Here is a 22,271-nt window from a genome sequence, read left to right as displayed (position 1 = left end):
GAAAGGAAGAGTGCAGGTGAATCAATTTTATCGTGTACATGGTGATGTCATCGAGACACCGTTAAGAGGGATCGAAGTCATGTCTGTCCCTTATTTAAACAAAGGGGTCGCATTTACAAAGGAAGAGCGGGAAGAGCTTGGGCTAAAGGGATTTCTGCCGCCGAAGGTGTTAACACTAGAAGATCAAGCAAAGCGTGCATATGAACAGTTCAAAGCACAGCCAGACGCACTTGGGAAAAATGTCTATTTAACTGCGCTTCATGACAGAAATGAAGTGCTCTTTTATAAATTATTAAATGAGCATTTGGCAGAAATGCTGCCGATTGTTTACACACCGACCGTAGGAACAGCGATTCAGCGTTACAGCCACGAGTATAGAAAGCCAAGAGGAATTTATTTATCCATTGATGACCTAGAAGGAATGGAAGAAATTTTTGCATCTTACGGAGTGGATGAATCAATTGATCTCATTGTCGCAACAGATGCAGAAGGAATTTTAGGCATCGGTGACTGGGGTGTAGGCGGAATCGCCATTTCAGTCGGGAAGCTGGCTGTTTATACAGCCGCAGCAGGTATTGATCCTAGTCGTGTGCTGGCAGTGGTACTTGATGCTGGGACCAACCAGGAAAGCCTTTTAAATGATCCGCTTTATGTGGGAAATCAGCACTCCCGCGTTCGAGGAGAGCGCTATGATCAGTTTATTGATCAATATGTTGAGCTTGCCCGTGCGACTTTTCCAAATGCACTTCTTCACTGGGAAGACTTCGGTACAAAAAATGCGCGCGCCATTTTGGAAAAATATAAGGACCGTATTTGTTCGTTTAATGATGATATTCAAGGAACTGGAGCCGTTTCACTTGCTGCGGTTCTGGCTTGTGCAAAAGCATCGAAGGTTCCGCTGAAAGATCACCGAATCGTGATCTTTGGAGCAGGTACAGCAGGGATTGGTATAGCCGAGCAAATTCGTGATGCCATCGTGAGAGATGGTGTCAAAGAAGAGGAATCATATGATCATTTCTGGTGTATTGATAAAACGGGATTGCTCACAGATGATTCACCCGACATTCAGCCATTCCAAAAGCCGTATGCAAGACGTTCTGATGAAGTGAAGGATTATGCACGTAATGGTCCAAAGCATTCAATTGATTTGTTAGAGGTCGTGAAGCAGGCGAAACCTACGATCTTAATTGGTACCTCAACTGTAGGTGGGGCATTTACAGAGGAAATAGTGAAAGAAATGGCGTCACATGTAGAGCGGCCAGCGATTTTACCGATGTCAAACCCGACACCTCTTTCAGAGGCAAAGCCGGAAGATCTCATTGAGTGGACAGAAGGACGTGCGCTTGTCACAACGGGAAGCCCGTTTGATCCAGTTGAATATGGCGGTGTGACATATGAAATTGGGCAGGCAAATAATGCTCTTGTGTTTCCAGGGCTTGGTCTTGGAACGATTGTGTGTAAAGCCCGTCTCATGACAGACAGCATGTTTGTTGCGAGTGCTGAAGCGATTGCGAGCATGGTCAATGTCGGAAAACCGGGTGCTGCGATGCTTCCAAGTGTTGATCAGCTCAGAACGGTTTCAGCGACAGTGGCTGTCCGTGTGGCACAAGCAGCGATTGACGAAGGAATTGCGGAAGAAACCCCTGATGACCTCATTCAGGCTGTGCAAGACGCCATGTGGCACCCTGTATACAAAAAAATCAAAGCCATCTAAAAAAAGCTTCGCAAGGACTTGTCTTTGCGAAGCTTTCTTATTAAGCAACAGAATCAATGACATCAACGATCATGCCTGTTTTTGCATCAATCATGACTTCATACTGTTCCAGCTCGCCAAAGGCGGAGCGTGTAATGCCAGATTTGTACACATCAATCGTTTCACCATTTACGGTATACGGTTCTGGTACAGTATAAATCCAAGAGCCATCAATCGGACCGCGCTGTTTAAAAGCGGATTTCACAATTTTTAACGCTTTTTCAGACGAGATATACGTCGGGAAAAAGACTTTCTTTGCAACAATTGCAGCGGCTACGCCAATACTCGCACCAATCAGAACATGTTTTAACTTCAACGTGCTGCACCTCCGTATTGCTGTTTTTTCCATTATACAAAACTTGTCCAGCGATGTTAAGAAATCCGAATACTTGAAAGCATATTCAAAATTTCTGGAGAGATACTTGGAAAACCGAAAGAATTCTTATAGTATAAAGTGAGTGTTATTTTTATAGGAATTTATATGGTCAATTACATAGAAATGAGGGTAACTGTCAAATGAACGAAGAAACAATGTCGCTTTTCCGAAATTTAACAGAACTACAAGGAACTCCAGGTAATGAGCACCATGTGCGTGCTTTTATGAAAAAGGAACTTGAGAAATATTCCGATGAACTCATACAGGATCGTCTTGGCGGAGTGTTTGGTGTCCGTAAAGGCCCAGAGAACGCGCCGAAGATTATGGTGGCTGGTCATATGGATGAAGTCGGCTTTATGGTGTCATCCATTACGAAAAACGGAATGATTCGTTTTCAAACACTTGGCGGCTGGTGGAGTCAAGTGATGCTTGCGCAGCGTGTGGATGTTCATACGGATCACGGGCCAATTCCGGGCGTTGTATCGAGCACACCTCCTCACCTTCTGACACCAGAACAAAAAAGCAAACCAGTAAAACCGTCAGATATGCTGATTGATATTGGTGCAGACAGTGAAGAAGAAGCGAAAGAGCTTGGTGTTCGCCCAGGGCAGCAAATCGTTCCTGCAACGGTCTTTACCCCAATGGCCAATCCGAAAAAGATTTTAGCCAAAGCTTGGGATAACCGCTATGGGTGCGGACTTGCCATTGAATTATTGAAAGAATTAAAAGACGAAGCTCTTTCATGTCAGCTATATTCAGGCGCAACCGTCCAAGAGGAAGTAGGGCTCAGAGGGGCTGAGGTAGCTGCGAATATGATTCAGCCTGATCTGTTCTTTGCTCTAGATGCGAGTCCCGCAAATGATGTGACGGGAGACAAATCACAATTTGGCCAGCTTGGAAAAGGTGCACTTCTTCGTATTTATGATCGCACGATGATTACGCACCGAGGCATGAGAGAATTTGTCCTCGATACAGCCGAAACAAACAATATTCCATATCAATATTTCGTATCGCCAGGCGGTACGGATGCTGGACGTGTCCATATCTCAAATCAAGGTGTACCGTCTGCTGTTATTGGTGTATGTGCGCGTTACATTCATACAAGTCACTCTGTCTTGCATGTGGATGATTATGCAGCGGCAAAAGAATTAATTGTTCGTCTTGTGAAAAATTGTGATCAAAGCACGGTGGATTCGATTTATCAACAAGTGTAAACGATAAGAAAAAGGCTGCCTCTTTTAAGAGCACAGCCTTCAGCGTGTAGACAAACCCTCGCATTCTTTGTCAGTCCTGCGCTTCGGTGCTCACGAATGTCAAATTCGCTCCGCGCCAGTACTCGTCCTTCCTAGGGCTGCAAAGGTTTTCTATCACGCTGAAAAGAAGAAGAAGGGCTAAAATCAAGTTCATTTTAGCCCTTTTTCTTATTCTTGTTCAAACACGTATGACAACGCCTTAATTGCTTGATTCACTGTTTCGACAGTGATATTTGCTTTGTTTGATAGTTCCTTTAGTGGATGATGTAATTCTTTAGGACGAATCAAAATAAGGGGTTTTCCTTTGGCGATGGCAGAAGAAGCATCCATTGCCGTGTTCCACTGTTTATATTTCTCACCAAAGCGGGCGATGACAACGTCTGCCTTATTTAATAATAGTTCGGTGCGGAAATTGTTCAAATCAGAAGCCGCATCGTCTTTCAAGATGGCATTTGGCTGCCCGCCTAAAATATCTTCTCCGATGTTATCTGATCGGTCATGATTCTCCATTGGACCAACAAACGTCACTGGCAGCTTCAAAGACTGGCTTTTTTCCTTAATTTCATCGCGCCACTGGCTATGAATTTCTCCAGCTAAATAAACCGTTAATTGCATAACAATCTCCTCCTTGTGCACAAACTTAGTAAAGGTTTGCCCTGTTTCTTTTCATGTTACACAAGAAGTGCTTGATAAAGCAAAAAAAATATGATTATGATATTCATGGTAGAGACTATTTTTCATCGTAAGAAGACTACATATAATGGGAAGGACAGGCCTCTTCGTCTTTCCTATGAGAAAGCAGGAAGACGACGTTGATGACTTATTTAAAAAGAAAGGGTATTTCCCTTTCGCCAAAGGTGTATTTTATTGATGCACTCTCTTATATGGCTTTAGGTCTATTTGCTACATTAGTGGTAGGGCTGATTTTAAAAACAGCAGGCGGCCTGTTATCATTTCCTCTCATCGTGGAAATGGGAACGCTCGCAATGGGGCTGATGGGACCAGCAATTGGCGTAGCGGTTGCTTATCGCTTAAACGCATCTCCATTAATTATTTTCGCAAGTGTTGTTTCAGGTGCCGCTGGAGCAGAGCTTGGGGGACCTGCTGGAAGCTTCGTGGCTGCTCTCATTGGTGTGGAATTAGGCAAACTGATCAGTGGTGAGACAAGAATTGATATTATTTTAACGCCGCTTGTGACCATTATCACAGGTTTTCTCACTGCTGCTTTCATCGGCCCTGGGATTCAGGCGGTGATGACAGGGCTCGGCAGGCTGATCGTATGGGGGACTGACCAAAGTCCACTCATCATGGGCATGCTGGTTGCAACCATTGTTGGACTTGCTCTTAGCTCACCGATTTCAAGCGCTGCGCTTGCGCTGATGCTTGATTTAAGCGGTCTTGCTGCTGGTGCGGCAACGATTGGCTGCTGCGCGCAGATGGTCGGCTTTGCTGCTGCAGGATTTAGGGAAAATCGTTTTGGCGGTCTTGCTGCGGTAGGCATTGGAACATCAAAACTACAGCTGCCGAACATTGTGAAAAATCCGCTCATTCTCATTCCGCCGACGATTGCAGGACTGATTCTTGCACCAATTGGTATCATTGGCTTTGGGATGGTCAATAATGCGGCAGGAGCGGGTATGGGAACGAGCGGACTTGTCGGACAGCTCATGACACTCACAGTCATGGGATTTCATCCTTCCGTTTTCCTCGCTATTGCTCTCTTGCATATCGTTGGCCCGGCAGTGATTAGTTTGGTAGTATCAGAATGGATGAGAAAGAAAGGCTATATACAATTCGGAGATTTAAGTATACAAACTGGAGGAATCAAACATGAAAAAAATTGAATCAAACGAAGAATTACAAAAAGTAATTCAAGAAGACTTAACCGTATTACTATTTTCAGCTGACTGGTGCCCGGACTGCACATTTATTGAGCCGTTTTTGCCAGAGCTTGAAGCAAACTATCCAGAATTTGAATACTTCTATGTGGATAGAGATCAGTTCATCGACACTTGTGCAGAGTGGGAAATTTACGGAATTCCAAGCTTTTTAGTCTTTAAAAACGGACAAGAGATCAACCGTTTTGTCAGCAAAGATCGTAAGACAAAGGAAGAGATTGAAGCATTTTTAACAGATTCTCTTTCTAAATAACGAAAGGAGAGTCTTATCATGGCGAAAATGACATCAAGACAGCTTGCCAATCAATTGAAAAGCCGTCTGACGAACGACAACTGGATACACCAGTTCGACAGGGAAAAAGATACGCTTCGTGTGGAAGATAAACATACAGGAAAGGGCATCACGCTTGAGCTCCCGCCGATTATTGCAAAGTGGGAAGTAAAGCCTGATGAAACACTGGATGAGATCGTTTATTATGTGAAAGAGGCGCTCAGCGCAATGAAAGGTGAAGCGCAGCACATCTCAGGCAAAGAAAAGCACATTTATCCGGTCATTCGTTCAACGTCCTTTCCAGAAACATCAAGTGATGAGATTCCGCTCGTTTTTGATGAGCATACAGCAGAGACAAGAATCTACTATGCACTTGACCTTGGAAGCACCTACAGATTAATTGACGAGAAGATGCTGCAAAAGGAAAACTGGACAAAAGAACGAATCAGAGAAACCGCAAGTTTTAACGTCCGTTCACTAAAGACTGTGGTGAAAATGGATGAAGTGGCGGGCAACCGTTTTTATTTCTTCCGTGCAAACGACGGGTACGATGCAAGCAGAATTTTAAATGAATCGATTTTACAAGAATATGCGCAAAAAGTAGAGGGGCAAATGGCCATTTCCGTTCCCCATCAAGATGTGTTCATCATTGCAGATGTACGCAATGAATCAGGCTATGATATTTTAGGGCAAATGTCGATGAGCTTCTTCGCTAGCGGCACGGTTCCGATTACGGCCTTGTCATTTTTATATGACGAAGGCAAGCTTGAACCGATCTTTATTCTTGCAAAAAGCAGACCAAAACAGCAGTAGAAGGGAATTTTGAAGAATGAACGTTTTTTATAATGCAGAAGGTGTCGGCGACACACTCCTTATTTCATTGAAAGATGTAACAAGAGAAGAAGTAGGTCATGAAACGTTTGGAGATGTCGTAAGAATCTTCAATCAAGACACAAAAGAAACAACAGGTTTTAATATTTTCAATGCATCTACTTACATGAAAATTGAAGAAAACGGATCTGTACCGCTTTCTGAAACGCTTGTTCAAGATATCAATGAAATTTTAAACCGCAACGGTGTCAGTGAAACATTAACAGTGGATCTATCACCTAAGTTTGTGGTCGGTTATGTGAAGGAAAAAGAAAAACATCCGAATGCAGATAAACTGAACATTTGCCAAGTAGATGTTGGCGATGAAACCTTACAAATCGTGTGCGGTGCACCAAACGTTGATCAAGGTCAATATGTTGTGGTTGCAAAGGTCGGTGCTGTGATGCCGAGCGGTTTGGTGATCAAAGATGCTGAACTAAGAGGTGTTCCTTCAAGCGGAATGATTTGTTCTGCAAAAGAATTAGATCTTCCGAATGCGCCTGCTGAAAAAGGAATCCTTGTTCTAGAAGGAAGCCGCCAAGCTGGCGAACCATTTGAAGCGTAACCTCCCATAAACGGGTACAAATGAGCGAAGAATGTGTTATACCAAAAGTCACTAAGTACGTACTTAGTGACTTTTTTTCATCTACAGACAGCATGAACAGCAAAGCGTAGCACTTTTCTCGCTTTTCTGCATGAAAAAGCAATGGTATACTAAAAATCGCCCAAGAAAACGTAAGGGGAGTTAAAGTGAGTGATAAATGATGAGTTGGTTAGATAAATTTTTTAGTGTATTTTTAGGAGAAGAAAAAAAAGAAGAAAAAGCTGAGAGGCCTGAAACAGGTCCGATTGCACCAAAGCAGCCAGCTGTTGAACAACATAAAGAATATAAAAAAGTTGAAGATACGAAAGTGTATTATGAATATCCAAAAGGCAATTTCCGCTTTCCTCTCGTTCCAGATGAACCTGCACGTGAGGCAGCAAAGCAACAAGAAAGAAGGCGCACGCGGCCAAGTCAGCCAAAGGCAAAGCAGACGACCTATCAGCCAAAACAAACAGTGCAGCCTGATCTCAATAAAAAGCCTTTTAAACCAGAGCAAATTCCTTCACCCATCTATGGCTACCACCAGGATATGCGTCCAAAACATGCAGCAGCCAAAGAAGACACATCTTCTGTCAAAATGAAATCGTCAGAAGAAACGTCACAGCGTGTCACACTGTTATCAGAAGAAGCAGAGCGTGAACGGAATGTAAGACAGCAAATGAACATCCCGTCTATACGAAAAGAACAACGTATGGAAGACATGATGTCAGCCCAAACAGCAGAACAAGCAGAGAAGCAACCTGTCACGACGCCGCTTACTTTGCAAGAGGAACTCGCTTATCAAGATCACGTTCAATCAACGATGGAACGTTTATATGACGAGCCTTTCAGTGAGACAGAGGATCAAGATCAAGCTTTGTCACAGACCAAAGACGATCGAGAAGCATCCTTACATATGGAGCAAGCTGAAGCATCTAACGAGCCTCTAGAGATGGAGCAAGAACAGGCAGTCACCGTTGAACAAGAAGAGCCGATGATTCCGCTTGAAGATGATACTGAGAAAAAAGAGAGCTTTACATTTGAAACAGCTTTAAGCGCATCACCAGCACTCGACATGGAGATAGAAAGCCCGGTAGAAGAAACTGCGATGCTGGAAGAGAATGAAGTAGAGGCTGCGGAGGAAATAACAGAGGCTGCATGGATAGAAGAAAGTCAAGCAGACGTGTCAGTGGCAGCATTTGAACAAGAAGAACCGGTGATCATACAAGATTCGCAAGATGATGATTCTCTGCCGGAAGAAAAATTAACAGATGATGAAGTCATGCCAGTTGAAGAAGCATCAGATGAATTTGCTGACTCTGGACAAGCAGAGATCGCCGGGGATATGGCAGAAGAGCTTGAGGGAACACCTGAAGAAACGCCTGAAATAAAACGTGAAGAACCAAAACCGTCTTCTCCACAGCCAAAGCGCTCAAGCGGTCAAACCGCCACCGTTCCTTTTAACGTCATGATGTTAAAAAGTGATCAGCGCGTGCAAGGACAGAAGAAAACGGCAGATGCACAAGGATATGTATTTCCGAGTTTAGCCCTTCTAGACGTTCCGCCAGCACAAAAAGAAGAGGACGGAACATGGGTGAAAGAACGGGCAGAACTGCTCAATGCCACACTGAAAAATTTCAATGTCAGAGCAAGTGTTGTTCATGTGACACAAGGTCCTTCTGTTACAAGATTTGAAGTGCATCCTGAACCAGGCGTGAAAGTGAACAAAATTACAAACCTGTCAGATGATATCAAACTCAGTTTGTCTGCAAAAGATATTCGCATCGAAGCGCCGATTCCTGGGAAGAACACGATTGGAATCGAAGTGCCGAACCTTCACAGTAAAATGGTTTTCTTGAGAGAAATGATCAGAAGCAGTGCCTTTAGAGACAATCCATCTCCATTAACGGCAGCGCTCGGATTGGATATTTCCGGTCAGCCCGTTGTGGTTGATTTGCAAAAAATGCCGCACGGCTTAATTGCCGGAGCAACAGGTTCAGGGAAAAGTGTCTGTATTAATACCATTCTCGTAAGCCTGATGTTTAAAGCTTCACCTGATGAAGTGAAAATGCTGTTAATCGACCCTAAAATGGTCGAACTGGCGCCGTATAATCACATTCCGCATCTTGTGAGCCCAGTTATTACTGATGCCAAGACAGCAACAGCTGCCCTGAAATGGGTAGTAGATGAAATGGAAAGACGCTACGAACTGTTTGCACACTCTGGTGTGAGAGAAATCAAACGATTTAACGAACTGGTGAAAGAAAAACAAATGGGTGAAAAACTACCATATCTCGTCGTTGTCATTGATGAGTTGGCTGATTTAATGATGGTCGCACCAAATGAAGTCGAAGAAAGCATTTGCCGAATTGCCCAAAAAGCAAGAGCATGCGGGATTCACTTACTCATTGCGACGCAAAGACCTTCTGTTGATGTCATTACAGGCCTCATTAAAGCAAACATCCCAACAAGAATTGCTTTCTCTGTTTCAAGCCAAGTGGATTCAAGAACCATTATTGATATGGCAGGTGCTGAAAAGCTTCTCGGAAAAGGAGACATGCTGTTCTTAGAAAATGGCTCTGGCAAACCGACAAGGCTGCAAGGGAACTTTGTATCAGATCGAGAGATTGATGAAGTGGTAGCGCATGTGAGAAAACAGCGCAAACCTGTGTTCCTTTTTGAACAGGAAGAATTGATGCTCCAAGGCTCTGCCATTACAGACGAAGATGAATTGTTTATGGACGCATGCCGATTCGCCATCGAGCAAAATAGTGCAAGTACATCCAGTTTGCAAAGAAGATTTAGAATTGGCTACAATCGAGCAGCGAGATTGATTGATATGATGGAACGTGAAGGAATGATCTCTGGTGCAAAAGGCAGTAAGCCAAGAGAGGTCCTCATGACACTGAGTGATTTAGAACAATTGATCTAAACAAACCACTTCATTTTTTTGATAAACATGGTATGATAGCACATAGGTGCAATTTTTGAATTGGACGCTTTTCGCATGCCTGTCTGAACGCTTTTTAACGAAAATGAGCGAAAGCAGGTGTTAGAAATGGGAAAGTTGTCGGATACTAATCATAGTTAATATTGATTAGAATAGGAAGATCGGAAAAAAATCTTTATTTGGAGCTGCGATTTGTGATCAGCTAGAGACAAAAATCACAAGTTGCAAATTGAAATGAGCGTCATATACTGTAAGTCAGATAGACGTTTGTTGGAGGTACAATTATGACTGTTTATCATTTTGTTGGAATAAAAGGGACAGGTATGAGTCCACTGGCCCAAATTCTTCATGATACTGGGTATACTGTCCAAGGATCGGATATCGAAAAACATATCTTTACACAAAAAGCATTAGAAGAACGAAATATTAAAATTCTTCCATTTGACCCAGATAATATTCAGCCAGGGATGACGGTGATTGCAGGAAATGCATTCCCAGATACACACCCTGAGATTGAGCGTGCTCTTTCTGAAGGAATTCCTGTCATTCGTTATCATAAATTTCTTGGAGAATACATGGATTCATTCACAAACGTTGCAATTACGGGTGCTCATGGTAAAACATCGACAACAGGTCTGCTTGCACATGTGATGCAAGCGGCAAAACCAACTTCCTACTTAATCGGTGATGGATCTGGAATGGGGAAAGAAAACAGCGAGTATTTTGTATTTGAAGCGTGCGAATACCGCAGACATTTCCTCAGCTACCATCCAGACTATGCGATCATGACCAATATTGATTTTGATCACCCTGATTATTTCACGGATATTGATGACGTGTTTGATGCGTTTCAAAACATGGCACTTCAAGTGAAAAAAGCCATCATCGCCTGCGGTGATGACGAGCATCTTCTCAAGATCCAGGCAAAAGTACCTGTTGTGTACTACGGATTCAATGAAGAAAATGATTTCCAAGCACGAAATGTTGTGAAAAACACAGAAGGCACGACATTTGATGTATTTGTACGTAATACGTTTTATGATACCTTCTACATCCCTGCTTACGGAAACCACAATGTCCTTAACTCATTAGCGGTCATTGCATTATGCCACTATGAGGCCATTGATGTAGAGCTCATCAAAGGTGCTTTAACGACATTTGGTGGTGTGAAACGACGCTTTAATGAAAAAGTAGTCGGTGAACAAGTCTTAATTGACGATTATGCGCACCATCCGACTGAAATTGAAGTCACGATCGAAGCAGCTCGCCAAAAGTATCCAGACCGTGATATTGTGGCAGTCTTCCAGCCGCACACTTTCACTCGTACACAGCAATTTTTAAGTGAATTTGCGGACAGTCTGAAAAAAGCAGACTATGTATACCTCTGTGATATTTTCGGCTCAGCTCGTGAAAACATTGGGAAACTAAGCATTGAAGATTTGCGGGAAAAAATTCCGCAAGCCCAATTGATTGAAGAAGAAGAGACATCTGTGCTGAAAGCACATGAAAATGCGATCTTGGTCTTTATGGGAGCAGGAGATATTCAAAAGTATCTTCGCGCTTATGAGAAAGTCGCAGTATAATTGCCTGTCAAAAAGTGCCGATTCAATCGGCGCTTTTTTATTTTGAATAAAATGTGACAAAGGGGCTAAATGTGACAAGATGTGCCGCTTTTTTTCGTTCGCTGTGGACAGGAATTGGCGAATAAGTGTAGAATTATTATTCAATCGGTCATTCTAGGCGATGTTTGAATGATACAACGAGAGGGTATTGAATTGAATATGCCCGCAGCAAAGGAGGTATCAGATGATTATTATTCTCTATTTAAGCGTTGCACTCATCGCAATCGCTTTCCTCATTCTTGTCATCTACTTGTCCAAAACATTGAAATCCTTACAGCTGACATTAAAGAATGTCGCATCAACTTTAGAAGGTCTTGAAGGACAGATGCAAGGCATCACCACAGAGACAGCACAGTTGCTACATAAGACCAATCAGCTTGCTGAAGATATTCAAGACAAATCGGCAAAACTTAACACAGTTGTGGATGCGGTGCAGGGAATTGGTGGCTCGATCAACCAATTTAATACAAGCATAAAGCAGGCAGCTGGTGCGGTTTCTTCATCCGTTGAACGAAATCAAGAGAAAGTCACGGATGTGGTAAGCTGGAGTAACGCAGCACTTGAAATCTATAAAAAATGGAAACAGCGTAAACAACAATAAACAACCATTTTCGCATAGGAGGAATAATCATGAGCAAAGACGGAATCAATAGCAAAGACTTTTTGATCGGAACACTTATCGGTGGCATTATCGGTGCAACAACGGCATTATTTTTAGCACCAAAGTCAGGGAAAGAGCTTCGCGATGATTTGAACACCCAAGCGAATGCCCTAAAAGAAAAAACAGATCGTCTTACAACAGATGCAAAGGAAAAAGGCACTGAATATGTGACGATTGCGAAAGACAAAACATCTGAATTGTCTCAGCTCGTAGCAGAGCAGTCAAACCAGATTTTAGACAAAGTAAAAGACATAAAAGATCGTACAGCTGGAAAAGCTAAACAAGTAAAAAGCGAAGCAGAAGATGCTGCAGCAAATATTGCAAATGAAGCTTCAGATGTAGCAGATGAAGCAAAAGTAAGAGCACAAGAAGCAAAAGCAGACATTGAAGACGGCATCAAAGATGTCAAAGAAAAAGTAGAACAATCTACGAAAGGCTAACTCGCTGCTTAAGTTAGGAAGGAGCACATCATGTCTAAACAACTCATAGAAACAGAAGAACAGTTTGATCAACTAACGAATCAAGACGGAACCTTTGTCTTTTTTAAGCACAGTTTGACATGTCCAATCAGCCAAGCTGCTTTTCAAGAGTTTGAAGCGTTTGCGTCAGAACATGAGGATGTTCCTGCTTATTTCTTGCAAATTCAAAACACAAGAGAGCTTTCATCCTATGTGACTGAAAAGTCAGGGATCAAGCACGAAAGCCCACAGGCACTCATCTTTAGCGGTGGCAAAGTAAAGTGGCATGCTTCTCACTCAAGCATTACAAAAGAAGCGCTTGAACATAACATGTAGAAAAACGTCAGCGATTGCTGACGTTTTTTTTATAAAAAAGGTTTACTTGCATCAAAAGTATGCTATAATCTTACACATAATACTTTATCGCTTAAAAGCGTTTGGGTAATAAAGAATTTTTTCGTGACAATTCCGAAATCTTTGTTTATAATAAACCCTATTATAAGAGATCAAAAATAAAAAGCGAGAGCGGGCAGAGGAAAGGATGACAAAAATGAGCAACAATGAATTGGAACAATTGAGACAGCAAGCAGATGAACTAAATCTTCAAATCTTAAAACTGATCAATGAAAGAGGAAACATTGTAAAAGAAATTGGAAAGGCAAAAGAAGCGCAAGGTGTCAACCGTTATGACCCTGTCAGAGAGCGCACAATGCTTAATCAAATTCTTGAAGAAAATGATGGCCCATTTGAAAATTCAACGATTCAACATATTTTCAAAGAAATTTTCAAAGCAGGTTTAGAGCTTCAAGAAGATGACCACAGCAAAGCACTTCTTGTTTCTCGTAAGAAAAAACCTGAAAATACAATTGTAAATATCAATGGAGAAGCGATCGGTGACGGAAAACAACGTTTCATCGTTGGGCCATGTGCCGTTGAAAGCTACGAGCAAGTTGCAGAAGTAGCGGCAGCAGCGAAACAGCAGGGACTAAAACTTCTTCGTGGTGGCGCATTTAAGCCTCGCACAAGTCCATACGACTTCCAAGGACTTGGCGTAGACGGTCTAAAAATTCTAAAACGTGTAGCAGATGAATACGGTCTTGCAGTTATTAGTGAAATCGTGAATCCTGCTCATATTGAAGAAGCGATTGAGCATATCGATGTCATCCAAATTGGAGCACGTAACATGCAGAACTTCGAGCTTTTAAAAGAAGCTGGATCAGTGAACAAACCAGTTCTTTTAAAACGCGGTTTAGCAGCAACAATTTCAGAATTCATCAATGCAGCTGAATACATCATCGCACAAGGAAATGACCAAATCATCCTTTGCGAGCGAGGCATCCGCACATACGAAACAGCCACAAGAAATACACTAGATATCTCGGCTGTGCCAATCTTGAAACAAGAGACACATTTACCAGTCTTTGTTGACGTGACACACTCAACAGGACGCAGAGATCTACTTCTTCCAACAGCTAAAGCAGCTCTTGCGATTGGAGCAGACGGTGTGATGGCAGAAGTGCATCCAGATCCATCTGTTGCCCTATCTGATTCAGCGCAGCAAATGGACATTCCACAATTCGAAAAATGGTTAGATGCGTTAAGACCACTTGTCAACATTCACGCGTAACCATAAATAGAAAAGCCGCCGGATGACAGCCCGGCGGTTTTTTCATGAAAAAATACGATCAAGATTGGCAATGAAAGGAAAAGAGCACATTGCAAGCTAAAAATACGCTTGTTCACAATGTTTTCATTTTTAAAATTCGATAGAATCTGCTAAGATCATTGTCATAGCTGACGTTCACGACGATTTTTGGTGAAATATGATTCAATTTACAGGTAACAAGCTCATTAAAGTTTGTTTAATTTAGTTATAAAAAGAAAGGGAACGTTTTCATATGAAGAAAAAACGTGTATAATTTCATAAAAGAATGTCATTTTGATGTAGATTGAAAAATTATGTGTCTCTTTTCATCGTTTTAATGACAAATAGGATATTATTTTCCTCGTATCTGACATGTCTCTATCCAATTGGTGAATGCTATAGATATGAAGTGTATTTGAAGGAGTGATTTATGTGAATAATGTTACAATATATGATGTAGCAAGAGAAGCAAACGTAAGTATGGCAACGGTATCACGCGTTGTTAATGGTAATCCAAACGTAAAACCAACAACAAGAAAAAAGGTGCTTGAAGCAATTGATCGTCTCGGCTACCGTCCAAACGCAGTCGCACGAGGCCTTGCAAGTAAAAAGACCACAACAGTTGGGGTCATCATCCCTGATATTTCAAGTATCTTCTATTCAGAGCTTGCACGAGGAATTGAAGATATTGCGACGATGTACAAGTACAACATTATTTTGAGCAACTCAGACCAAAATACTGATAAAGAACTGCATTTGTTAAACACAATGCTTGGCAAACAAGTAGATGGAATCGTTTTTATGGGCGGAAACATTACAGATGTGCTTGTGGAAGAATTTAAGCGCTCTCCTGTACCCATTGTACTTGCAGCATCTGTTGAAGAGCAGGCACAAACACCATCAGTCAACATTAACTATGAACAAGCCATTTATGATTCAGTTCAGCTATTGGTTGAAAAAGGACATAAACGAATTGCGTTTGTATCTGGACCAATGTCAGAACCAATTAATTCTATGAGAAAGCTTGCTGGTTATAAGCGTGCGCTTGAAGAAGCTGGTATCGCATTTGACGAAGCGCTTGTTGCTGAAGGAGACTACTCATATGACTCTGGTATTGAAGCGCTCGCTAATCTGCTTGATCAATCTGACAAGCCGACGGCTGTGATTGCAGCTACTGACGAAATGGCGCTAGGTGTCATTCATGGAGCGCAGGACAGAGGCGTATCAATTCCTGAAGATTTAGAAGTGATTGGTTTTGATAACACAAGACTATCCCTCATGGTGCGCCCTCAATTGACAACAGTTGTTCAGCCGACTTACGATATTGGCGCTGTTGCGATGAGACTTTTGACAAAGCTCATGAACAAAGAACAAGTAGAAGATCAAATTGTTGAATTGCCACATAGAATCGAAGAAAGACAATCGACGAAATAAAAAAGAAAGCAGGCTCACTTGATCAGTGTACGCCTGCTTTTTTTTATGCCTTTTTCTTTTCTCGTCGCACAGGCATGAGTGCTTTTTCTACCGTTTGTGCATTTTTTTCTGTAATTTCTGCTCTTCTTGGAATCGGTGGATATAAATCGTCAGGATCTAGCCATGTGGGTGGAAGCGGAACAGGCGATTGTTTTTCCCATGCCCGAATCCATTCTTGAGGAAGTGCATCTGGTGGTGTAATGCCTTTCATCTCAAGCCAAATGCGGCTCCATGCTCTTGGGACGACACGCCAAATATCATAGCCGCCTCCGCCCACAGCGATCCATTTTCCATCACAATATTGATGCGCCAGCTCATGGGCAATTCTAGGGATTTCCTCATATATTTTCATGGTAGCAGATAAATGCGTCAAAGGGTCATAATAGTGGGCATCTGCTCCATTTTGCGTCAAAATGACATCTGGTTTAAAAAAAGCAGCAATCTCTGTCACTGCTGTTCGATAGGCTTCTAAAAATGATTCGTCTTCTGTAAATGCGTCAAGCGGGATATTATATGCATAGCCATAGCCTTTATCATGACCCCTTTCCTGTACTTGTCCAGTTCCAGGGAACAAATAGCGCCCTGTTTCATGAATGGAAACAGTACATACCTCTGGATCATCATAGAAGCTAAACTGTACACCATCGCCATGATGAGCATCTGTATCAATATATAAAATTCTAGCGCCATATGTCTTTTGAATATACTGAATGGCCACAGAGCTGTCATTATAAATACAAAAGCCAGAAGCACGCCCTTTAAATCCATGGTGAAGCCCGCCGCCAAGATTGAGCGCATGCTGCGAATGCCCAAGCATCACTTGATCAACCGCTGTTAATGTCCCACCAACTAGGAGAGAAGCTGCCTCATGCATCCCTGCAAACATCGGGGTATCCTCAGTGCCAAGACCATAACGTTCCCCCTCTGCGGTGGACAGTTTTCCTTCACTTGCCCGCTGTACTGCTTGAATGTAGTCTGCTGTATGGACAAGCTTTAATTCCTCCAGCGTCGCCATACGAGGTGCGACAATCTCATCATCCGTTAATGCCTTCATTTTTTGAAGAAGATCATAAGTTAAGTAGACACGAAGCTGATTGAAGGGATGATCTTGGTGAAACTGGTACGTTTGAAAAGATGGTGAAAAAACAAAGGTCGCTTCCTTCATTTGATCGTCTGCTCCATAGGCCAGAGCACTTTATAGCCTTTTGCACGAATCAGCTTCATCACATGATCTGCATGCATCGTTTGAAGGCGGAAGACGAGCACTTTAGAGGCTTCATTGGCATGTGGGTACACGAGTACACTCAGCATTTGAATATGCTGCTCTTTTAAAATGGACGTAATGTCTGCAAGACCCTCTGTCACTTGCGCTACTTCAACCTCTAAATGTGATCCAGGCTGATCTGCACCTGTTAGTCTTACAAACGTACGAAGTAAATCTGTTTTTGTGATGATCCCTACAAGCTTGCCGCGTCTCACAACGGGAAGACAGCCAATTCCGTGTTCAAAAAAGACACTTGAAATCTCCTCAACGAAATCAAGCGGATGAGCGGTAATCGTCTCTAGCACCATGATGTCTTCAACCGGCCGCTGAATAAAAAGCTGCCTTTTCTCTGTTTCAAAAATACTTGGACTGGCATTTTTAATATCCCGATCTGTCACCATCCCAATGACAGATCCCTGCTCAGATACGATGGGAATATGCCGAATGTGATGTGCACTCATTTTTTGAATGGCTTCTTCAATCGTATCGGTTTTGCGCAGCGTGATCACATCACGCTCCATAATTTGTTCAATCATCATGTTTACCAATCCCCTTTGCCAAAAAAACGAATTGAACGTTAATACATAAAGCGCTGATGGAAGCGAAGACGATCGAAACGCTCGATCGAATCAGGACTCACATTTTTTCCTATCCGTGCCATTAAACAATTGGCTGGATGTGAGCTAATCTCTGGCTCGTCTGTTGCAAACCAGACAAGACCGCCTGCGTTCATCATTTTCTCCATCATTTTGCGGTACTCCCACACGTTTTTCTTTGTCCCCTTTAAATCCCAATGCCAGTAATATTCAGTTGTAATGATAATGTAATTCTCCATTTGCTCATCCATCATGCTCACATCCAGTAAATGCTTGCCAAGTGAGCAGCCTCTGAATGGGGGAGCGACTTCAATGGCACCGAGCTCAATTAAATTGTCCATGTTGCCTTCTGACCAGCGTTCAAGCGGATCAGGGTACAAATACGTGACATAGCCTACGACAAGCTCATCCACCCTAGCAATGATAATACGTCCTTCAGGAAGATCTGCTATTTCAACAAGTGCTTGTTTCTGTTCCTCAGGCGTGCGAAATGCCGTTAGTCCTTCATGAAACATATAGTTCGCAAGCTCTGATGCAGGTACCGGTCCTTCAATCAGGATGGAACCTGTTTCTCGCTCAATGGTTTTTGAATAATAAGTTTTAGGATGCTCCACGTATCCACCGCCTCAAATTCTAGTGAGTCGTCTCTATTCTATCTTAAATCTTGCAATAATTAAAACGGTTTCATCAGAAGTTTTTTAAAAATTGAGAAAAAAAGTCATCTATACTATAATGGTCATTGTAAACGTATGCAAAGGGGGACTGTTTGATGAAAGTGGAAACGCTACCATCAGTAAAAGGGGACTATCATTTAAATGATTATGAGCAAGCATACAAAGAATTTTCATGGGAGGAAGCGAGAAAAAATTTCTCTTGGTATGAAACAGGAAAAGTAAATGCAGCTTATGAAGCGATTGACAGACATGCGGACTCGTTTCGTAAAAACAAGGTGGCGCTTCACTACAAAGATTCAGAGCGGGATGAAAAGTATACGTTCAGGGATATGAAAATCAAGACAAACAAAGCAGGAAATCTATTAAGAGAACAGGCACATGTGCAAAAAGGGGATCGCGTGTTTATCTTTATGCCAAGATCACCTGAGCTCTATTTTCTACTGCTTGGTGCTGTCAAAATTGGTGCGATCGTCGGTCCGTTATTTGAGGCATTTATGGAAGGTGCCGTCAAAGATCGTTTAGAAAATAGTGAGGCAAAAGTGATTGTGACAACGCCTGATCTGCTTGAGCGGATTCCGTTTGCAGAACTTCCAAAGCTTGAATCCGTCATCATTGTCGGTGGTGAAAAAGAGGATGCAGGTGGTGTGCGGACGATTCACTTTGAAGAAGCATTTGAACAGGCAGCGAAGGAACTTGAAATCGAGTGGATGGATGAAAAAGATGGATACCTGCTTCATTACACGTCAGGGTCCACTGGTACGCCAAAAGGTGTGCTCCATGTTCATGGCGCAATGGTGCAGCAAGACCAGACGGGTAAATGGGTACTTGATTTGAAAGAAGAAGATGTCTACTGGTGTACAGCTGATCCAGGCTGGGTAACAGGGACGGTGTACGGTATTTTTTCTCCGTGGTTGAATGGAGCGACGAATGTCATTTTAGGCGGCAGGTTCAATCCTGATACGTGGTACGAAACCATCGAATCGCTTGGTGTGACCGTTTGGTACAGTGCACCGACAGCCTTCAGAATGCTGATGGGAGCCGGAGACGATCTCATTCAAAAATATGATCTCAGCTCACTCCGTCATGTGTTAAGTGTAGGAGAGCCACTTAATCCAGAAGTGATCCGCTGGGGAGACGCTGTATTTGGTAAACGAATTCATGACACTTGGTGGATGACAGAAACAGGTGCACAACTGATTTGTAACTATCCATGCATGGATATCAAACCAGGTTCGATGGGGAAACCAATTCCAGGCGTTGAAGCTGCGATTGTAGATAATGCCGGAAATGAACTTCCGCCATACCGGATGGGGAACCTTGCCATCAAAAAGGGCTGGCCATCTATGATGCATACGATCTGGAACAATCCTGAAAAATATGAATCTTACTTTATGCCGGGAGATTGGTATGTTTCAGGAGATTCAGCTTATATGGATGAAGATGGATACTTCTGGTTCCAGGGACGTGTCGACGATGTCATCATGACGTCAGGAGAGCGGGTCGGTCCATTTGAGGTAGAAAGTAAACTTGTGGAACATCCGGCCATTGCAGAGGCTGGTGTCATCGGAAAACCAGATCCTGTGCGCGGTGAAATTATTAAAGCATTTATAGCGCTTAGAAGCGGATACGAACCGACAGATGAGCTGAAAGAAGAGATTCGCACGTTTGTGAAAAAAGGACTCGCTGCACATGCAGCACCGAGAGAAATTGAGTTTAAAGACAAACTGCCAAAAACACGCAGCGGTAAAATTATGAGACGTGTGCTAAAAGCGTGGGAACTGAATTTACCTGCTGGCGATCTCTCGACAATGGAAGATTAATCGCTTCCGTCAGTTGACTTGATATCAAAAGTATGTTAAAAATGACTTTAGTTGAATATGAAAAGGTTTTGACTGAGATTCAGTAGAATCATCTTTCCCTGTCCAAGAGAGCTGACGGCTGGTGCGAGTCAGTACAAAGAGATATTCGAATTACCCTCACGAACCGCTTTTACGAAAAGGAGCATGCATGTTGCCTGATTAGTGAAAGAACGGATCTGTCCGTTATCAGTGTAAGTGAAAAGACGTGTTGTTTTGTCTTTTAAGCAGGGTGGTACCGCGATATATATCGTCCCTTCGTTCATTCGAAGGGGCGTTTTTTATGTTGAATTGTAAAAAAAGGAGATTTGGATATGAGTCAATTGATGGAAGAATTATCGTTCAGAGGATTAATTCAGCAACAAACAGATGAAGAAGGTTTAACAAAATTATTAGCAGAAGAAAAAATCAAGCTATACTCCGGCTTTGATCCAACAGCTGACAGCTTGCACATTGGTCACTTACTGCCAATTTTAACATTGCGCAGATTCCAAGAAGCAGGCCATCATCCGATTGCACTTGTTGGCGGCGCAACTGGACTGATTGGTGACCCAAGTTTCAAAAAAGCAGAACGTTCATTAAACCCAGCAGAAATCGTCGAACAGTGGTCAGAGAAAATCAAAGGCCAGCTCTCTCAATTCCTTGATTTTGAAGCAGGTGACAACCCAGCTGTCATCGTCAATAACTATGACTGGATCAGTCAAATGAATGTCATCACGTTCCTTCGTGATATTGGAAAGAACTTCGGTGTCAACTTCATGCTCGCAAAAGATATCGTCAGCTCCCGTATTGAAACAGGGATTTCGTACACAGAATTCAGCTACGTGATTCTGCAATCGTTAGACTTCTTGAACCTTTACAGAAATGAAAACTGTAAGCTGCAAATCGGCGGAAGTGACCAGTGGGGAAATATCACATCTGGACTTGAGTTGATCCGTAAGTCTGAAGCAGAAGGCGCAAAAGCATTTGGTCTCACAATGCCGCTTGTGACAAAAGCAGACGGCACGAAATTTGGGAAAACGGAAGGCGGCGCCATCTGGTTAGATAAAGAAAAAACATCACCATATGAATTCTACCAATTCTGGATTAACACAGATGACCGTGATGTCGTGAAATACTTAAAATACTTTACGTTCCTATCAAAAGAAGAGATCGCATCGTACGAAGAAAAAGTGCAAACAGCCCCTGAAAAGCGTGAAGCACAGCGCCGTTTGGCAGAAGAAGTCACAACACTTGTGCATGGCCGTGAATCACTAGAACAGGCTGTCAACATCTCAAATGCGCTATTTAAAGGCGAGATCAAATCTCTTACAGCAGAAGAAGTGAAAGTAGGCTTTAAAGATGTGCCATCAATGGAGAAAGACAGTGCAGAAGAATTAACACTTGTTGATGTTCTTGTCGAATCAAAACTGTCTCCATCAAAACGCCAAGCACGTGAAGATATCACAAACGGTGCCGTCTACATCAACGGAGAGAGGCAAACCGACAAAGACTATGTCCTTTCAGCAGATGACCGAATTGAAAACCAATTTACCGTCTTAAGAAGAGGGAAAAAGAAATATTTCCTTGTGACGTATAAATAAATCCTTATGAAACAGTAAGTATCATGAAAAGCACCTCAAATGTTCATATACATTGAGGTGCTTTTTTTTTATTCAGAAGTAGGAATTAAGCTTTTACAGAGCGGTTTTCTCTCATTTGTCTGTTTCTTATTCAAGGAGTGAATCTTCGTTTGTATAAGCATGTTCTACCTTACAAATTCGGGTTGTATAGGATTCATACCAATCTTTTTTTCCTTTTTTTTGAACACGCTGATGTGCTGTATGTGCTTTCCATTCTTTGATGGCTGCTAATGAATCCCAGTAAGAGACAGTGATTCCAACACCATGTTCATCTCGTACACTTTCTATTCCAAGAAACCCATCTAGTTCTTTCGCTAATTCTTCCATTTTTTGAGCAGCCACGGCGTATTCTTTCTGCTCGACATTTGTTCGTTTTGATGTGAAAATCACGGCATAATAGGGTAGTGCAGGTGTTTGAGTAAACAGCATCTAGCAGAACCTCCTTT

General features: G+C 42.5%; 21 protein-coding genes and 1 other annotated feature. Of the genes, 15 read left to right on the top strand and 6 right to left on the bottom strand.

Annotated elements, in window-relative coordinates:
* Positions 1–16: 16 nt before the first annotated feature.
* A complete protein-coding gene (locus tag NSQ70_RS13440) occupies positions 17–1,714 on the top strand; it encodes an NAD-dependent malic enzyme (RefSeq protein ID WP_342502214.1) in 1,698 nt (565 codons plus the stop codon).
* A gap of 40 nt (positions 1,715–1,754) precedes the next feature.
* Here the strand turns inward: NSQ70_RS13440 and NSQ70_RS13435 are convergent, their stop codons facing one another.
* Entirely contained in the window at positions 1,755–2,069 is a 315-nt protein-coding gene (locus NSQ70_RS13435) for a PepSY domain-containing protein (protein ID WP_003217759.1), read from the bottom strand.
* 200 nt (positions 2,070–2,269) lie between these two features.
* Between NSQ70_RS13435 and NSQ70_RS13430 the strand changes: the two genes are divergently transcribed.
* Positions 2,270–3,343 carry a M42 family metallopeptidase gene (locus NSQ70_RS13430; RefSeq protein ID WP_017358321.1) on the top strand — a complete coding sequence of 358 codons (1,074 nt, stop codon included), beginning with the start codon at positions 2,270–2,272 and terminating at the stop codon, positions 3,341–3,343.
* Between the two features lie 207 nt (positions 3,344–3,550).
* On the opposite strand, the gene NSQ70_RS13425 is transcribed toward NSQ70_RS13430, so the two are convergent.
* Complete coding sequence (locus NSQ70_RS13425) at positions 3,551–3,997, bottom strand: YtoQ family protein (RefSeq protein WP_007501817.1); 447 nt, start codon at positions 3,995–3,997, stop codon at positions 3,551–3,553.
* A gap of 200 nt (positions 3,998–4,197) precedes the next feature.
* Here NSQ70_RS13425 and NSQ70_RS13420 point away from each other — a divergent pair, with 200 nt between their 5' ends.
* The 11 genes from NSQ70_RS13420 to ccpA all read left to right on the top strand — a co-directional run bounded on the left by NSQ70_RS13420 (position 4,198) and on the right by ccpA (position 15,774).
* The gene (locus NSQ70_RS13420; RefSeq protein ID WP_019743715.1) at positions 4,198–5,226 is read left to right on the top strand and encodes a PTS sugar transporter subunit IIC; all 1,029 of its coding nucleotides are present in this window, start codon (positions 4,198–4,200) and stop codon (positions 5,224–5,226) included.
* Complete coding sequence (locus tag NSQ70_RS13415; RefSeq protein ID WP_003217665.1) at positions 5,213–5,533, top strand: thioredoxin family protein; 321 nt, start codon at positions 5,213–5,215, stop codon at positions 5,531–5,533. The genes NSQ70_RS13420 and NSQ70_RS13415 overlap by 14 nt, the downstream gene beginning before the upstream one ends.
* An 18-nt stretch (positions 5,534–5,551) precedes the next feature.
* Positions 5,552–6,364: a DUF1444 domain-containing protein gene (locus tag NSQ70_RS13410; protein WP_096881746.1), complete on the top strand. Its 813-nt coding sequence runs from the start codon at positions 5,552–5,554 to the stop codon at positions 6,362–6,364.
* Between the two features lie 16 nt (positions 6,365–6,380).
* Positions 6,381–6,986 (top strand): YtpR family tRNA-binding protein, encoded by a 606-nt coding sequence (gene ytpR, locus NSQ70_RS13405; protein WP_007501813.1) that lies wholly within the window; start codon positions 6,381–6,383, stop codon positions 6,984–6,986.
* A 196-nt stretch (positions 6,987–7,182) separates the two neighbouring features.
* On the top strand, positions 7,183–9,936 hold the full coding sequence (locus tag NSQ70_RS13400; RefSeq protein ID WP_342502213.1) for a DNA translocase FtsK: 2,754 nt from the start codon (positions 7,183–7,185) through the stop codon (positions 9,934–9,936).
* A gap of 302 nt (positions 9,937–10,238) precedes the next feature.
* The gene (gene murC, locus NSQ70_RS13395; RefSeq protein ID WP_008343047.1) at positions 10,239–11,537 is read left to right on the top strand and encodes a UDP-N-acetylmuramate--L-alanine ligase; all 1,299 of its coding nucleotides are present in this window, start codon (positions 10,239–10,241) and stop codon (positions 11,535–11,537) included.
* Positions 11,538–11,760: 223 nt separating this feature from the next.
* Positions 11,761–12,177, top strand: a complete 417-nt coding sequence (locus tag NSQ70_RS13390) for a DUF948 domain-containing protein (protein ID WP_017367864.1) — start codon at positions 11,761–11,763, stop codon at positions 12,175–12,177.
* Positions 12,178–12,206: 29 nt separating this feature from the next.
* Complete coding sequence (locus tag NSQ70_RS13385) at positions 12,207–12,677, top strand: YtxH domain-containing protein (protein WP_007501807.1); 471 nt, start codon at positions 12,207–12,209, stop codon at positions 12,675–12,677.
* A gap of 30 nt (positions 12,678–12,707) precedes the next feature.
* Positions 12,708–13,031 (top strand): bacillithiol system redox-active protein YtxJ, encoded by a 324-nt coding sequence (gene ytxJ / locus NSQ70_RS13380; protein ID WP_007501805.1) that lies wholly within the window; start codon positions 12,708–12,710, stop codon positions 13,029–13,031.
* A gap of 214 nt (positions 13,032–13,245) precedes the next feature.
* On the top strand, positions 13,246–14,322 hold the full coding sequence (locus tag NSQ70_RS13375) for a bifunctional 3-deoxy-7-phosphoheptulonate synthase/chorismate mutase (RefSeq protein ID WP_017358315.1): 1,077 nt from the start codon (positions 13,246–13,248) through the stop codon (positions 14,320–14,322).
* A 450-nt stretch (positions 14,323–14,772) separates the two neighbouring features.
* Positions 14,773–15,774, top strand: a complete 1,002-nt coding sequence (gene ccpA / locus NSQ70_RS13370) for a catabolite control protein A (protein WP_342502212.1) — start codon at positions 14,773–14,775, stop codon at positions 15,772–15,774.
* A 43-nt stretch (positions 15,775–15,817) separates the two neighbouring features.
* Here the strand turns inward: ccpA and NSQ70_RS13365 are convergent, their stop codons facing one another.
* The 3 genes from NSQ70_RS13365 to NSQ70_RS13355 are packed head-to-tail and all read right to left on the bottom strand — an operon-like array spanning position 15,818 to position 18,287.
* A complete protein-coding gene (locus tag NSQ70_RS13365) occupies positions 15,818–16,978 on the bottom strand; it encodes an acetoin utilization protein AcuC (protein WP_342502211.1) in 1,161 nt (386 codons plus the stop codon).
* Entirely contained in the window at positions 16,975–17,616 is a 642-nt protein-coding gene (locus tag NSQ70_RS13360; RefSeq protein WP_017358312.1) for a CBS and ACT domain-containing protein, read from the bottom strand. The genes NSQ70_RS13365 and NSQ70_RS13360 overlap by 4 nt, the downstream gene beginning before the upstream one ends.
* Positions 17,617–17,654: 38 nt before the next feature.
* On the bottom strand, positions 17,655–18,287 hold the full coding sequence (locus tag NSQ70_RS13355) for a GNAT family N-acetyltransferase (protein ID WP_144667128.1): 633 nt from the start codon (positions 18,285–18,287) through the stop codon (positions 17,655–17,657).
* 155 nt (positions 18,288–18,442) lie between these two features.
* Here NSQ70_RS13355 and acsA point away from each other — a divergent pair, with 155 nt between their 5' ends.
* Both acsA and tyrS read left to right on the top strand, forming a co-directional pair.
* On the top strand, positions 18,443–20,167 hold the full coding sequence (gene acsA, locus NSQ70_RS13350; protein WP_342502210.1) for an acetate--CoA ligase: 1,725 nt from the start codon (positions 18,443–18,445) through the stop codon (positions 20,165–20,167).
* Between the two features lie 59 nt (positions 20,168–20,226).
* Positions 20,227–20,464, top strand: a binding site (T-box leader).
* 53 nt (positions 20,465–20,517) lie between these two features.
* Positions 20,518–21,786, top strand: a complete 1,269-nt coding sequence (tyrS, locus tag NSQ70_RS13345; protein ID WP_008343066.1) for a tyrosine--tRNA ligase — start codon at positions 20,518–20,520, stop codon at positions 21,784–21,786.
* A 126-nt stretch (positions 21,787–21,912) separates the two neighbouring features.
* Here tyrS and NSQ70_RS13340 read toward each other — a convergent pair whose 3' ends face one another.
* A complete protein-coding gene (locus NSQ70_RS13340) occupies positions 21,913–22,254 on the bottom strand; it encodes an antibiotic biosynthesis monooxygenase (RefSeq protein WP_039170277.1) in 342 nt (113 codons plus the stop codon).
* Between the last annotated feature and the right edge of the window lie 17 nt (positions 22,255–22,271).

Origin of the sequence: Bacillus sp. FSL R5-0397 (genome assembly GCF_038593395.1) — a bacterium.
Taxonomy (GTDB): Bacteria; Bacillota; Bacilli; order Bacillales; family Bacillaceae; genus Bacillus; species Bacillus altitudinis.
Note: the sequence above shows the minus strand (reverse complement) of the source record. Positions and strands in the feature narration are given on the sequence as shown.

Coding starts and splice junctions, on each gene's coding strand:
- murC (WP_008343047.1), top strand. CDS start 10,239: ATGACTGTTTATCATTTTGTTGGAATAAAAGGGACAGGTATGAGTCCA.
- NSQ70_RS13410 (WP_096881746.1), top strand. CDS start 5,552: ATGGCGAAAATGACATCAAGACAGCTTGCCAATCAATTGAAAAGCCGT.
- NSQ70_RS13390 (WP_017367864.1), top strand. CDS start 11,761: ATGATTATTATTCTCTATTTAAGCGTTGCACTCATCGCAATCGCTTTC.
- NSQ70_RS13365 (WP_342502211.1), bottom strand. CDS start 16,978: ATGAAGGAAGCGACCTTTGTTTTTTCACCATCTTTTCAAACGTACCAG.
- NSQ70_RS13420 (WP_019743715.1), top strand. CDS start 4,198: ATGACTTATTTAAAAAGAAAGGGTATTTCCCTTTCGCCAAAGGTGTAT.
- ytxJ (WP_007501805.1), top strand. CDS start 12,708: ATGTCTAAACAACTCATAGAAACAGAAGAACAGTTTGATCAACTAACG.
- NSQ70_RS13430 (WP_017358321.1), top strand. CDS start 2,270: ATGAACGAAGAAACAATGTCGCTTTTCCGAAATTTAACAGAACTACAA.
- NSQ70_RS13375 (WP_017358315.1), top strand. CDS start 13,246: ATGAGCAACAATGAATTGGAACAATTGAGACAGCAAGCAGATGAACTA.
- NSQ70_RS13340 (WP_039170277.1), bottom strand. CDS start 22,254: ATGCTGTTTACTCAAACACCTGCACTACCCTATTATGCCGTGATTTTC.
- NSQ70_RS13425 (WP_007501817.1), bottom strand. CDS start 3,997: ATGCAATTAACGGTTTATTTAGCTGGAGAAATTCATAGCCAGTGGCGC.
- NSQ70_RS13385 (WP_007501807.1), top strand. CDS start 12,207: ATGAGCAAAGACGGAATCAATAGCAAAGACTTTTTGATCGGAACACTT.
- NSQ70_RS13415 (WP_003217665.1), top strand. CDS start 5,213: ATGAAAAAAATTGAATCAAACGAAGAATTACAAAAAGTAATTCAAGAA.
- acsA (WP_342502210.1), top strand. CDS start 18,443: ATGAAAGTGGAAACGCTACCATCAGTAAAAGGGGACTATCATTTAAAT.
- NSQ70_RS13400 (WP_342502213.1), top strand. CDS start 7,183: ATGATGAGTTGGTTAGATAAATTTTTTAGTGTATTTTTAGGAGAAGAA.
- NSQ70_RS13360 (WP_017358312.1), bottom strand. CDS start 17,616: ATGATGATTGAACAAATTATGGAGCGTGATGTGATCACGCTGCGCAAA.
- ytpR (WP_007501813.1), top strand. CDS start 6,381: ATGAACGTTTTTTATAATGCAGAAGGTGTCGGCGACACACTCCTTATT.
- tyrS (WP_008343066.1), top strand. CDS start 20,518: ATGAGTCAATTGATGGAAGAATTATCGTTCAGAGGATTAATTCAGCAA.